This is a genomic window from Oceanobacter sp. 1_MG-2023, from assembly GCF_030689025.1.
Classification (GTDB): Bacteria; Pseudomonadota; Gammaproteobacteria; order Pseudomonadales; family Oceanobacteraceae; genus Oceanobacter.
The window spans coordinates 1-13,668 of sequence record NZ_JAUYWA010000003.1 but is presented as its reverse complement, the minus strand read 5'-3'; the positions used below and the strand labels follow the sequence as shown (position 1 = coordinate 13,668).

The window sequence follows — 13,668 nt, the reverse complement described above, 5'->3', positions numbered from 1 at the left end:
ATTGAGATTAGCACTCAGTGGTTGGATCAGTGGTATCACACTCGGAAGCATCAACATCGACAACCACATCGCCGTCGATCTCAAGCGCTTCAGCAACATCGGCAATCACGGTTGATTGAGCGTTCAGCGCCTTGATTGTATCGTAGGCTGGCTCCTCGGTGGTAGCGTCCATGATCTGTACGTCGAAGGGGGTACCTTCACGGGCCAGGCTATCAATGCTTTCGTAAGCGGTGCTGGTGGTGCTCAACGCCGTTACCATGGAAGCCGCTACCTCTGTCAGGCCGGCATCAGCCAGGTAATCATCAAGACCATAACCACTTACCGCATTGGTCGTCACATCGTCAGTGCCGTCCAATGTGCTGTCGTAACCGGCGTATTCACCGTAATAGCTGTTGGAGACGCCTTCGGCATTCAGCCAGATATCGCGGTGCGTGTTATCCGAGAAGCAAGAATGCTCGTCTTCCTGGGAGTTGGAAGAAAAGGCAATCTGCATCCGCTCACCCGCCAGCTCGCCTTCAGACAATGTACCCATACCGGTGAGGATTTCGGCCAGCTTCTGTTTGGCGTCATCTTCGCTGCTGATGGTGGTAAACTCAGTGCGGTATGAAGCACCGTCAGCCCATCCATCACGAACAGTTTCCAAATCGTCGATCAGCTTCTCAACCGCCACTTCCATAAATTTGTGACGACGGTTGGACAAATTGCTGCTGTCGTAAGTGTCGGTCTCAGAATAGCCTTCAGCCAGGTCACTCAAAGGACGGTCACCGCCTTCCGCGTAGTTAGTAGCGGTATTGACTTTCACCGCCTCATCACGATCCGTACCATCAGTGGTTTCACCATCATTGTTCAGGTCCTGTCCCCAAAGCAGGAATTCAATTGCGTGGTATCCGGCAATCACATCATGCTCGTCATCGGCGGTGGCAGTATTGGCCAACAGGTCGGCAGTGATATCAATCGTTACATCACCAATGATGTTATTCGACTGATCTTCCGCATCGGCTGCCGTCAAGGCACCACCACCATTAATGCCAGCCGAGTTGGCGGTTACGCCCACCTGATCGGTGCCAAAGTCAGTATCGTTGGTCTGCACATAGTCGATCAGGGCTTCACCTAATGGCCAGGCATTGATATCACCTTCCGGGCCGTCTTCCGAGCTGTAGTCGGTAGAGTCAATCGGGCTCAGGCGGAAGCGATAAACTTCAGTCTGGCCATAAGGTTCACGCGCAACCAGCCAGGCGGTTTTAGCGGCAACAAAGTTCTCTTCGGTCGGATCTTCGCGGAAGGTTTGCAAGGCGGTTTGTAATGCTTTGGCCGTGGTCACGGCATCTGAATAAGCGGCGTAGGCAATATCAGCGTTGGTTTCCAACACCTTGCTGACGTTATCAACATTGATAACGGAATCAGACGAAGAGCTGTCTGAGCTACTGCCACAAGCAGTTAACAGGGAAGTTACGGCGATAGCCGCAGCAAGCGAGGTCAGTTTCATCATTTAACACTCCGATCTGGCAATAAAGGAATTTGGCGGACTATTTGTCTTTCGGATAACATCTCATTTACATTAAAACGAAATAGTTCCGATTCGATTTGATTGAGATCATATTACTAATGCAAATGATTTACAAATAGACTTGGGATTGCATTATCGTTAGCAGGATTATTGACGCATGCTAAACTGGCCACCTTGGTAGCAGCCTTCCTGATCACCACAACAAGCCGGGGATCACAACAGACAAGAGCAACCAGCCACCATGCGATTTATCAGCCATTACCCCAAGGGAATGGGCAATACCGGAGTCACCGTGAAAAAGTATTCAATTTTATTGTTGGCGCTGCTACTGAGCAGTTGTGGCAGTTCGTCTGATTCGTCAAGCCTTGCCTTCGAAAGCAAGGCAGCCCTCGGCGAAAGCCTGTTCAACGATACCAATCTCTCATTCAACCGCACCCAGTCCTGTGCCAGCTGTCACGATGCCGACAAGGCCTTTACCGACAGCCGCGAAGATGACAACGGGCTGACTGCTGCCGTATCACTTGGTGATGACGATGTATCCCTGGGAGATCGTAATGCACCAACGGTGCTGTACGCCTCACTGTCACCGGAGTTTCAGGAAGGTACGCGCAGTCGCTTCAACAGCAGCCAGTCCGATTACAGTGGCTGGCTGGGCGGTCAGTTTCATGATGGCCGCTCTTCCACACTCGCCGATCAGGCCGGTGGCCCGCCATTAAACCCGATTGAAATGGGCATGGCAGATCGCGCCAGCGTAGTCGAACGCCTGTTAGAAGATGAAGATTATATTGCAGCCTTCGAATCCTTGTATGGTACCGATGTGTTTGACGATACCGATACCGCTTACGAAGCCATGACCGACGCCATTGCCACCTTTGAGGCAACGGATGTTTTTGCCCCCTTCGATTCCAAATACGATCGTTCACAACTGAGTTCAAATGATGAGGACTACTACGATTACGGCGTATTATCCAAAGTCGCCTCGGGCAAGGTGCTGTTTTTCTCCCAGCAATTCACCAACTGCGCCACGTGTCACCAACTCAAGTCCCAGGGCTACAGCGGCGAGACCTTTACCGGCTATGAGTACCACAATATTGGTGTCCCGGTGAATACCGCAGTACGGCTGGCCAATGGCTCGGACGATGACTTTATTGATACCGGTTTGCAATTAAACAACAGCGCCGTCACCGCCGATACCGAAGCCGGTAAATTCAAGGTACCAACGCTGCGTAACGTCGCCATCACTGCGCCTTATATGCATAACGGCGTGTTTAATGAGCTGGCCACAGTCGTCAAGTTTTACGATCACTGGCTCACGGGCAGCCGCTACACAATCAACCCTGAAACCGGTGTGGAATGGGCGGAGCCGGAAATCAGCGAGACCATCAGCCTGACCGAACTGCAGGATGGCAGCCTGTTCGATGACGATGACGTCGAAGCACTGGTCTGTTTTATGATGACGCTCACCGATGCCCGCTATGAAAGCCTGATTTCTGACGCCGAGTGGGAAAACTGTGAAACGGAATAATATTCTCTGGAGCCTGACATTATGGTGCCTGGCCAGCATGGCCAGCGCCGACAACTACCTCAGTCAGGAAGCGTTCCTGTCACAGGCGTTTGGCGAGCAGCCAGCAGCGGCCAAAACCCTGTGGCTCAAACCGGAACATAAAGAAGCCGCCACCGCCTTGCTCGGCCATTCTTACGTTGGTTTGCGGGTACGATACTGGCAAGCCGACACCACCAGCGCCTGGATTCTGCAAGAGATTGGCAAAGAGAAGCCAATCACCATCGGCGTGGTGATTACCGATAACCAGATACAATCGGTCGCGGTACTGGCGTTTCTCGAATCCCGTGGCTGGGAAGTACGCTACCCGTTTTTTACTGACCAGTTTACCGGGGCGAGGCTGGACAAGTCCCAACAACTCAGCCAGCATATCGACGGCATTACCGGTGCAACCTTGTCGGTGCGGGCCGTAACCAATGTCGCCCGTCTGGCACTGTATCTTGCAGAGCAAACCGGGGTCAGCCACAATCAGGCCGCCACCCAACCCTGACTCCTGATACAGGCTCTGTTTTGAAACTTGTTCCTTTTCTGATTCATTGGCATCGCCGCGGCGGCCTGATCATCCTGCCGGTTCTATTGATGCTGGCCATTACCGGCATCCTGATCAATCACAGCCAGTCACTGGGATGGGCCAAAACACCGGTCTATTCCTCCTGGATTGCCTGGCTGTATGGCATTCAGGACACCACTGTCGAGCAAGGGTTTGCCGCTGGGGATCACTGGGTCAGTCAGGTTGGCGACACCCTGTATCTGGATCACGATGCCATCGGCCACTGCGATCAGCCCTTGTTGGGTGCCTTGCGTTGGCAAGAAACCATTGCCTTGCTGTGTAATAACCGCATTGCCCTGTATTTGCCTGATGGCCAACTGGTTGAAGAACTGGGCAGTCTGCCACTGCAAGCCAGCACACTGGGCATGCTGCCGGATCAAGATGCCCTGCTGCTGTCCAGCCCACCCTATTATCTCGATAACAACAGCTGGAGCTGGCAACCACTACCACCCGAATCCGTCCCGACAGCGGACTCGCCTTGGGCCACTCTCACTCCCTTGCCTGCTGAACTGGTCGAGTCTCTGAACAAGGACAAGCCCTTGCCGGGGATTTCCCGCGAACGCTTGCTGCTGGATTTACACAGCGGCCGTCTGTTTGGCGAGGTGGGCGTCTGGGTGGTGGATGCGGTCAGCCTTGTGCTGATATTTCTGGCCTTGAGCGGTACCCTCACCTGGCTGAAGCGCGCCTGGCTAAAACGCGGCGGACGCCATGGTCGTCATGGTTGTAGTCGACAGAAGCCGCGGCGCCACAAGCCCGGAATGTAACCTTTAGACATCACCGCAAAACGCCACCTTGCTAACAATACCGATACCCGATCGTCAACGGAGATACTGGCCATGTTACTTGAACTGCTCACTCCCGCCGACCTGTCGCTGACAGCGGCCATTATCCTGATCGCAGTGGCCGGGTTTACGTCACTGATGACGGCTGCTGTCGGTATTGGTGGTGGCCTGCTGCTATTGGCAGTCATGGCGTCACTGCTACCCGTCAACGCCCTGATTCCGGTACATGGTCTGGTGCAGCTGGGTTCCAATGGTAATCGCATGGTGATGACCTGGCGTCATATCGACTGGGCCATGCTGAGGTATTTCAGTATCGGGGCATTGCTGGGAGCCGGACTGGCCAGTGTGGTCGTGGTGCAATTGCCGCTGTACCTGATTCAGTTTGCGGTGGCGGGTTTTATTCTGTTTCTGGTGTGGGGCAACAAGCCAGGCAAACGTCAGCTCAGCTCAACAGGACGGGTATTTGCCGGCGCCTTGACAACCTTCCTCACCATGTTTGTTGGTGCCACCGGGCCACTGGTAGCCGGTTTTGTGCATCGCAACAACTACAGCAAATTACAGCTCACCAGTACCTTTGCGACCTGTATGACGCTGCAACATTCGTTCAAGGCTGTGGTATTCGGCACCATTGGTTTTGCTTTCTGGGAGTGGCTGCCACTGGTGCTGCTGATGGTTCTCAGTGGCACCATGGGCACCTGGCTGGGGCTGAAACTGTTAAACCGTATTCCGGGCCGCTGGTTTAAACAGACCTTCCGGATTGTGGTTACTCTGCTCGCCCTGCGCCTGCTCTGGCAGGGCTGGCAGAGTATGTGAGTCACGGTTTGATCTCGCCCAGTTGCTGATGCATTTCACGCAACAGGACTTCGGTCTGATCCCATCCCAGACAAGGATCGGTAATGGACTGGCCGTACACCAGATTGGCCGACATTTTCTGGTTGCCTTCGTTGATGAAGCTTTCCAGCATCACCCCCAGAATCCGCTCATTACCTGCCAGCCGCTGCGCCACCACATCCAGCGCAATGGCGGTTTGGCGACGATGCTGCTTGCAGGCATTGGCATGGCTGCAATCCACCAGTACACCAACATGACAGCCAGCCGCCTGTAACTGCTGTTGTGCCGATGCAATGCTGTCGGCATCGTAGTTCGTCAGGCCATTGCCGCCACGCAGGACAATATGGGTATCCGGATTGCCCGGAGTGGTCAGCATGGCCATTTGACCATGGCAATCCACCCCCAGCGTGTGGTGGCTATGACGGGCGGCCACCATGGCATTGATCGCTGTCATCATGGAGCCGTCGGTGCCATTTTTCAATCCGGTGGGCATACCCAGATGGCTGACCATTTCACGATGGATCTGTGACTCCGCGGTGCGGGCACCAATGGCCGTCCAGCTGATCAGGTCGTCCAGGTACATCATTACCAGCGGGTTCAATGCTTCGGTTGCCAGTGGCAAACCCATTTCGGCCAGTGCCAGCATCACTTTGCGGGAGCGCTCCAGTCCGGCTTGCATATCGCCTTCGCCATTACAATCCGGGTCGTAAGCCAGTCCTTTCCAGCCCACATGCGTCCGTGGTTTCTCGACGTAGGCGCGCATCACAATCAGCAGACGGTCGCCCAGTTCTTTATTCAGGGCGACCAGCCGCTGGCCGTAATCCAGCGCGGCGGTTTCATCATGAATGGAGCAAGGCCCGGTAATCACCAGCAGGCGTGAATCATCACCGTTCAGGATGTTGCGAATCTGCTGACGTTGCTGCTCAATCTGGATACGCAGGCCATCACTCAATGCCATACGGGCCTTGAGCATGGCGGGGGTAGTAATCGGTCGGACTGCCGGGTCATTGCTACTGGCAGAACGGGAAGTCAAAGTAGATGTTGTCATGTTGCTATTCCTCAAATTTTTTACTGGATATGGTGTCTTTGCTGTGGTCCGGTGATGGGCCAGCGCCAATATCGCGCCCGCACATCACCGCAGCTAAATCGCCACAACCAGAAGCCGCACAGACTGGTGCAAGCTTGAGAAATTTTGAGTTTTGCCAATACTTGCATAGCAACCTCGAACTGAATCCTGTGAAAAACAATCATAAAAAAACCCCGATCAGCCTGCTGCCAATCGGGGTTTCCGGTGGCAGCTGGCTTGAAGCCAAACTGCCGGGTGTTCTGTTAACACTACGGGCAGCCTGGCTCCTGACTAAAATAGTCATAACCAAACCACCAATACGCCACGCTGACATCACTCAGGCACAGGCTCGCCGCTGCGACCGGGGTCGTAGAGCTGTTCAAGCGTTGCTGTAACCGTGCTGGGTTCATTGTTGTACCGGGGCATTTGTTCAGGTGATGTGTTTATCCTAATCCCGAATGTCTGAATTGCAACCATAAATATCAATATTCTGTGCTGTATATGGTATTCACAGGGTGAATACTGGCTGAAAGCCCGGCATAGCTTTCAAGACAGCACATCCAGACAGTTCGTCAAAAAAGACCGCACCTGCCCATAATAAATCACCGTCCCAGGAGAGCGATGACCGGGAGCAGACACGGCCAGAACATCGTCACCACCGCCAACCACACTTGCCGATGGAGCCGAAGTTGATACGGCTCAGGTATTCACCAGCAGCTGCACACCGACCCCGGTATTGGAAATCGGTGACACATAGCTGCGTAACACTTCTTTCACTTCGCCGGTCATGGTGCCACGCATGGCCATCCACATTGCCAGTTCGACCATTTGCGCACCGCCTTTTTCGATCAGGTCGGCGTTGCTGTACTGGCATAGGGCTTCCGGGTCGTTTACCAGTTTATCCATGCAGTCGTTGTCAAAATCGCCATTGAGTATCCCGGCACGTTGACCATCAAGCTGATGCGACAAGCCGCCGGTACCCAGCACTACAACCTTCTGGTCGCTGTCCCAGGAGCGGATGGCATCACCAATAGCCTGGCCAAAGGCATAGCTGCGGGATGGTTTGGGCATCGGATGACGTTCGCAGTTGATGCTGACCGGAATCACCTTGATACCCTGATAGGTAAAGTTCGGCCACAGCAACGTCAGCGGAACGGTAGCGCCGTGATCGACCTTGATGTCCTGACACACGGTCGGGTCAAAATCATTGTCGATCAAATGATTGACAATATGCCAGCTCAGCTCGGTTTCACCCGTCACTGGCGGGATCGGGTTAATCCCCCAGCCTTCATCCGCATTGTGGTATTCCGGCGCGCAACCAATGGCGAACGTCGGTTTTTTGTCGAGGAACATTTCCAGGCCGTGATCGTTATAGAACAACACGGCGATATCCGGTTTTTCCTGCTGCAACCACTCTCGAATGGGAGGGTAAATGGCAAACAGATCCCGATAATAAGGGGTGTCTTCCAGATGTTTATCCATCGCCACCCCAATGGCAGGGATATGTGAGGTGGTAATACCACCGATCAGCTTAGCCATGGTGCTTACCTCGCCCCTGGCTCTCCAGGTATGCTTTGAATTCTTCGGTGGTACGGCCAGTTTGCATACCGCCAATGATCTGCATGTTCCAGCCAAAGATAATGGCAAATTTAGCCATATAGTAGATGCTGCCGCCCAACTCCAGCATACGGATGATGTCCTGGTCTCGCACCGCCTGCCGCTGTTCGTCGGAGATACCAAAACGCTCCATATAGGCTTCCGGGTCGTCACGGAACGCCTGACGGTTGTCTTCGCTGTTAAACGAATAACACATCTTGTTGAACCTGAAGCCTTTGGTGGCCATGGGGCCATCAAAGTGGATGGTGCCCTCGACGGCTCGTAATTGATTGTCTGACATGACTGTATTCTCACTGATTAGGTCGGACGCAGAACGCCAGGGCTGATTACCAATACAAACGCTTCGGGTTATCCACCAGCAGTTTCTGCTGCTGCTCGGCAGTCGGGGCAATCATCGGGATAACATCCACCAGCTTGCCGTCATCCGGGGTATGGGATTTCATATTCGGATGTGGCCAGTCGGTTCCCCACAGCACCCGGTCAGGAAACAGCTCGACCAGCTTTTTGCCAAATGGGACAACGTCGCGATAATCCGGCGCCGTCAGGGTCAGGCGTTCCGGGCAAGTGACTTTGACCCAGATTTTGTCATTGTTGTTCATCATATCGATAAAGCGCTGGAAGTCCGGGTGATCCACTCCCTTGGCAACATCCGGGCGGCCCATATGATCCACCACAATGGTGGTATCCAGCTCGTTCAGGAATGGAATCAGCTCTTCCAGGTCCGGGGCTTCGAAGTACACCACGATATGCCAGCCCAGCGGCTTGATCTTTTCAGCCACCGACAGGAACACTGCTTTTGGCGTGGTATCGACCAGGCGTTTGACGAAGTTGAAACGCACGGCGCGAACACCGGCCTTGTCCATCGCTTCCAGCTCTTCCACCGTAATCGCAGGATCAACCACAGCCACCCCACGGGCCAGCTCACCGGCACTGTCCAGAGCATCCATCAGAGCCGCGTTATCAGTGCCATGGCAGGATGCCTGAACAATCACATTACGTTCAAAGCCCAGGTAGTCGCGCAGCGCAAACAGCTGCTCTTTCGAAGCATCACACGGCGTGTATTTACGTTTCGGGTGGTACGGAAACTGTGCCGCCGGGCCAAAAACATGGCAGTGCGCATCAACCGCGCCAGCCGGTGTCTTGAACTCTGGTTTGCTCGGGTTGGCATGAAATGGCAGGTAATCTGGATCCATCATAATTAGGTCGCCCTTGTTTTTATCGGGTCATTATTGGCACTTTTATTGGCTGGTACACACCAGCAGAAACGGACAGATGCGGATCGTTCAGCACTGTCCCTTCCCATAAAAGCAGCCGGTTTATTCGTTGGGATGCGCAAACACATCGCCATCAAACAGTTTGCGGGCCGTACGCAGCAAGGCCGCCGAAGCAACGTTACCGCCATCGTCCATATTCAGAATCACGGTCATTTCACCGATCGGATGCTCGACCGCCAGGGTTTTCTGCTGACCCTCCGGCACACAGGCAACAGCAGCGGCCGGCGAGCCGGGTAACACCGCCGCTGTCGCCACACTGACCGCGCCCAACACCCCAATCGAGGCATGACAGCGATGAGGAATAAAAGTCCGGGTCGACAAGGCTCCGCCGTTGCTGGCAGCACTGACCATGGTCATCTTGGGCACGGATTTGTCTTTCACATCCCCCAGATTCATCAATGGCCCGGCCTGTAAACGAATGGACTCCAGCCGCGCTCGCAAGTCATCGTTGGCTTCCAGTTCTTCACGGCTTTCGGTACCGGAAATACCCATGTCTGCAGCCTGCATAACCACCACGGGCATGCCGTTATCAATCAGCGTAACCTCAACGCCATCAATCACATCCACACAGTGACCGGTGGGCAGCAAGGCACCACAACTGGAACCGGCGGTATCGGCAAAGGTAACGGGAATGGCTGCGGCACAACCGGGCACGCCATCAATACGGGCGTTGCCAACATAACTGACCTTGCCTTCAGGCGTCGGAACCCGAGCCGTGGCAATTTGTCCGGTGTTGGCCATAAAAATACGCACATCGGTGTCTTCACCGGTGGTTTCAACCAGGCCCCGTTCAATCGCAAACGGGCCAACTCCCGCAAGGATGTTGCCGCAGTTTTGCGCATCCGTAACGATGGCCTGATCCACAAACACTTGCAGAAACAGGTAATCCACATCGGCGTCTTCACGCTCGGAACACTGCACCACGGCCACTTTGGCGGTTAAGGGATCGGCTGCGCCCAAGCCATCAATCTGACGCGGGTCTGGAGATCCCATGACCCGTAACAGAAACGCATCTCTAACGGCCGTATCAGCCGGAAGGTCTTGCGCCAGGAAGTAGCCCCCTTTTGAGGTGCCACCTCGCATCCACATACAGCGCACCCCGTCAATCGGATCGAAGGTGCGGGCCTCAGACATATTTAAGGCCTTTGTCTTGCAGGCGGCCACGCATGTCATAAATATCCAGCCCCAGCTCGCCGTTGGCCATTCGCACACGCTTGGATTCTTCCAGCGCCATACGGGCACGGGCTTTTTCCAGCACCGCGGCGGCTTGTTCACGGCGCACAACAACAACGCCGTCGTCATCCGCCACCACCACGTCACCGGGATAAACCAGTTCATCTGCACACACCAGTGGCACGTTGACCGAGCCAACGGTTTCCTTGATGGTGCCTTCCGCAAAGACCGCTTTTGACCACACCGGGAATTCCATCTGGCGCAGATCACGGGTATCCCGAACGCCACCATCAATAATCAGTCCGACCACCCCGCGTGACTGGGCGGAGGTCGCCAGCAAGTCACCAAAGAAGCCATGAATCGACGGTGAAGTCGGCGCAAAAACCATGATGTCGCCGGGCTGACACTGCTCAATGGCAACGTGCATCATCCAGTTATCACCAGCGGCACCAGAGATGGTAATGGCGGAGCCGGCGACACTTTTATCCTGTTGAATCGGGCGCAGGTAATGCGCCAGCAAACCAACACGGCCCAGGGCTTCATGAACCGTGGCCACACCACATTCCGCCAGACCATCAATCACGGCCTGGTCGGCCCGTTCAATATGTTGTACTACGACTGTTTCTTTCATGCTGTTGCTTCCTTTGGTCTATCACACCGGCACACCGGCCAGTTGATTACGGCAGTACCAGGCGACTGAAAACGCGACGAGTGTTGTGCTCGAAGATGTCGGCTTTCTGGGCCGCAGACAGCGCCGTGTTCCCATCGATATAACGTTTGGTATCGTCGAAGAAGTGGCCGGTATCCGGGTCGATGCCGCGTACCGCACCAATCATTTCCGAGGCAAAGAGGATGTTTTTGGTCGGAATAACATCGAGCAATAAATCAATGCCGCGCTGGTGATACACACAGGTGTCGAAATACACGTTGTTCAGTACCCGTTCTTCCAGCTCAAATCCCTTATCAAGGGCCATCCCACGGAAACGCCCCCAGTGATAAGGCACCGCACCGCCGCCATGAGGAATAATGATTTTCAGCTCAGGGAAATCCTTGAACACATCCGACATCATCAATTGCTGAAAGCCGGTGGTATCGGCGCCCAGATAATGGGAACCCGTGGTATGGAAACAGTCGTTACAGGATGCCGATACGTGCACCATGGCGGGAATATCGTACTCAACCATTTTTTCGTAAATCGGATAAAACGCCCGATCCGCCAGCGATGATCCATTCCAGAAACCACCACTGGGGTCCGGGTTCAGGTTAATACCGATAAAGCCCATTTCCTCGACGGTACGAACAATCTCAGGCACCGACTTGGCCGGGTCGACCCCCGGTGATTGCGGTAACTGGGCTACCGGGACAAAATTCTCCGGGAACAGGTCACACACCCGGCGAATAATATCGTTCTGATGCTCGGTCCAGTACTGGCTGGTGTATTCGTTACCAACGTGATGCCCCATCCAGCTGGCGCGAGGAGAGAAAATGGTCAGGTCAGTGCCGCGCTGTTGCTGCAGCTTCAACTGATTATTAACGATCGATTCGCGAATCTCATCATCCGTGATATTGATCGTGCCTTTTTCACCCTTGAACAGAGGGTCCGCCGCAACCGCTGCTTTTTGCTGATCGCGGTATTCGCCGACGCCGGGCGGCGTCGTGGTGTAATGCCCATGGCAATCGATGATCATTATTCTTCTCTCACTCGTTGATGGAGTGGCCCGCAGGGCCTGTACCAGCGGCACAGGCAAACAGCGCACCGCACGTCCGTGAATGCCAAAGGCACCCAACGACCTGGATAATGCCCCCATGGTAGGAACTGAGCAGCCGGGCTGGCTATTTCAATTTCACTGTTACAATATTGGATTTTGATATAGACCTGTTTATTCGAAGCTCTGGAGCAAGCGATGGATTTTGTTATACCCAACCTGCGGCACCTGCGCGTTTTTCTGGAAGTAGCCGAACAAAAGAGCATCAGCAAGGCGGCTCCGAGAGTCTTTCTGTCGCAGCCAGCCATCACCCAGGCACTGGCACGACTGGAAAACATGCTGCAAACCGGATTATTTGATCGCCGGGCCGAAGGCATGTACCCCACCGCCTCCGGTGAGGTCTGGTATAACCGGGTCGAACGCTGTATTGCCTGCTTGCTGCAAGGCACCCGCGAAGCATTACGCTCTGGCAGCCGTACCCAATCGGCGCAACAGATGGTGTCGTTACTGACCACCACCCAGCTCAAGGCATTGGTAGCCGTCACCGAAGCAGAAAACTTCAGCATTGCCAGCCGGGCGGTGGGCGTCTCACAATCATCGTTACATCGGGCTGCCCGCGAGCTGGAGCATTTGCTGCAAGTGCCCTTGTTTGAAAAGACCAGTACCGGCATCAGCGCCACCAAGGCAGCCCAGGCACTGGCCCGTGCCACCAAGCTGGCATTTTCGGAGCTGTACCAGGGCTACTCCGAAGTCAGTGCGCTACAGTTTCGGGAAGTGGGTAAAATCGTGCTCGGCAGTATGCCGCTGGCGCGGACCTCGATCCTGCCCGAAGCCATTATTCGGTTTAGTGAACGCCATCCGGATATTGATATTCAGGTTGTCGATGCGCCCTACGATGACTTGCTGCATCATTTGCGCCACGGCGATCTCGATTTTCTCATTGGTGCCCTGCGTTTTCCGCCGCCGGTCGATGATGTGGTGCAGGAAGAACTGCTTTCTCCGCCACTGGCGATTATTTGTCGCCCGGAGCATCCATTACTGGTGGCCGCGACCAGCACATCGTCTCCAGAGCTGACGGATCTCACCCACTACCCCTGGATTGTGCCCCGCAATGGCACCCCGACCCGCAAAGCCTTTGAGACCCTGTTTGCCCAATGTGATATTCAGCCACCGCAACGACTGGTCGAATCCAGCTCACAGATCCTGACCCGTGAGCTGCTGCGCGGCAGTGACCGCCTGACACTGATCTCTACCCATCAGATCGAACAGGAATTAAACAGCGGATTATTGTCGGTATTGCCCGTCAACCTGGAAGATACCCGCCGGGCCATCGGCATCACCTTGCGTCAAAACTGGCAGCCAACGCCGAGCCAGATGCAGTTTCTCGATATTCTGCGGGAACAGGCAGCCGCCTGCCGGGATCAGTAATGCTGCACTGACAAGTCTGCCAGGCATCAGGCCAACCTGAAGAAAGGACGGGGAACGGCCTGTAGAGAAATGGACTCTCCCGGTCTAAAACGGGAAGGTAGTGTTCAAAATTCTGTGTCACCTCTATAGTTTACCCTCTACAGGGAGTGACACATCATGTCTGATAAATACGA

General features: G+C 54.6%; 13 protein-coding genes. 5 read left to right on the top strand and 8 right to left on the bottom strand.

Features of this window, described 5'->3' with window-relative positions; translation table 11 throughout:
• Positions 1-7: 7 nt before the first annotated feature.
• The gene (locus Q8W22_RS02750; RefSeq protein WP_305451518.1) at positions 8-1,489 is read right to left on the bottom strand and encodes an imelysin family protein; all 1,482 of its coding nucleotides are present in this window, start codon (positions 1,487-1,489) and stop codon (positions 8-10) included.
• Positions 1,490-1,799: 310 nt separating this feature from the next.
• On the opposite strand from Q8W22_RS02750, the gene Q8W22_RS02745 reads away from it, so the two are divergent.
• The 4 genes from Q8W22_RS02745 to Q8W22_RS02730 all read left to right on the top strand — a co-directional run bounded on the left by Q8W22_RS02745 (position 1,800) and on the right by Q8W22_RS02730 (position 5,213).
• Positions 1,800-3,032 (top strand): cytochrome-c peroxidase, encoded by a 1,233-nt coding sequence (locus tag Q8W22_RS02745; RefSeq protein ID WP_305451517.1) that lies wholly within the window; start codon positions 1,800-1,802, stop codon positions 3,030-3,032.
• Complete coding sequence (locus tag Q8W22_RS02740; protein WP_305414157.1) at positions 3,019-3,558, top strand: FMN-binding protein; 540 nt, start codon at positions 3,019-3,021, stop codon at positions 3,556-3,558. The genes Q8W22_RS02745 and Q8W22_RS02740 overlap by 14 nt, the downstream gene beginning before the upstream one ends.
• Positions 3,559-3,578: 20 nt before the next feature.
• Positions 3,579-4,382 (top strand): PepSY-associated TM helix domain-containing protein, encoded by an 804-nt coding sequence (locus Q8W22_RS02735; protein WP_305451516.1) that lies wholly within the window; start codon positions 3,579-3,581, stop codon positions 4,380-4,382.
• A 72-nt stretch (positions 4,383-4,454) separates the two neighbouring features.
• Complete coding sequence (locus tag Q8W22_RS02730) at positions 4,455-5,213, top strand: sulfite exporter TauE/SafE family protein (RefSeq protein ID WP_305451515.1); 759 nt, start codon at positions 4,455-4,457, stop codon at positions 5,211-5,213.
• 1 nt (position 5,214) lies between these two features.
• Here the strand turns inward: Q8W22_RS02730 and Q8W22_RS02725 are convergent, their stop codons facing one another.
• The 7 genes from Q8W22_RS02725 to Q8W22_RS02695 form a co-directional block, all read right to left on the bottom strand.
• Positions 5,215-6,279: a 3-deoxy-7-phosphoheptulonate synthase gene (locus Q8W22_RS02725; RefSeq protein ID WP_303432585.1), complete on the bottom strand. Its 1,065-nt coding sequence runs from the start codon at positions 6,277-6,279 to the stop codon at positions 5,215-5,217.
• A 717-nt stretch (positions 6,280-6,996) separates the two neighbouring features.
• Positions 6,997-7,836: a class III extradiol dioxygenase family protein gene (locus tag Q8W22_RS02720; protein ID WP_303432586.1), complete on the bottom strand. Its 840-nt coding sequence runs from the start codon at positions 7,834-7,836 to the stop codon at positions 6,997-6,999.
• A complete protein-coding gene (locus Q8W22_RS02715; RefSeq protein WP_303432587.1) occupies positions 7,829-8,194 on the bottom strand; it encodes a protocatechuate 3,4-dioxygenase in 366 nt (121 codons plus the stop codon). Before Q8W22_RS02715 ends, Q8W22_RS02720 begins: the two co-directional genes overlap by 8 nt.
• A 46-nt stretch (positions 8,195-8,240) precedes the next feature.
• Complete coding sequence (locus Q8W22_RS02710) at positions 8,241-9,110, bottom strand: amidohydrolase family protein (RefSeq protein ID WP_305451514.1); 870 nt, start codon at positions 9,108-9,110, stop codon at positions 8,241-8,243.
• 120 nt (positions 9,111-9,230) lie between these two features.
• Positions 9,231-10,322, bottom strand: a complete 1,092-nt coding sequence (locus tag Q8W22_RS02705; RefSeq protein ID WP_303432591.1) for a 4-oxalomesaconate tautomerase — start codon at positions 10,320-10,322, stop codon at positions 9,231-9,233.
• A complete protein-coding gene (locus Q8W22_RS02700) occupies positions 10,315-10,992 on the bottom strand; it encodes a 4-carboxy-4-hydroxy-2-oxoadipate aldolase/oxaloacetate decarboxylase (RefSeq protein ID WP_305451513.1) in 678 nt (225 codons plus the stop codon). The genes Q8W22_RS02705 and Q8W22_RS02700 overlap by 8 nt, the downstream gene beginning before the upstream one ends.
• 46 nt (positions 10,993-11,038) lie before the next feature.
• Positions 11,039-12,049, bottom strand: coding sequence for an amidohydrolase family protein (locus Q8W22_RS02695; protein WP_303432593.1), 1,011 nt, complete (start codon positions 12,047-12,049; stop codon positions 11,039-11,041).
• 216 nt (positions 12,050-12,265) lie between these two features.
• Here Q8W22_RS02695 and Q8W22_RS02690 point away from each other — a divergent pair, with 216 nt between their 5' ends.
• Complete coding sequence (locus tag Q8W22_RS02690) at positions 12,266-13,495, top strand: LysR family transcriptional regulator (protein WP_303432594.1); 1,230 nt, start codon at positions 12,266-12,268, stop codon at positions 13,493-13,495.
• Positions 13,496-13,668 lie beyond the last annotated feature (173 nt).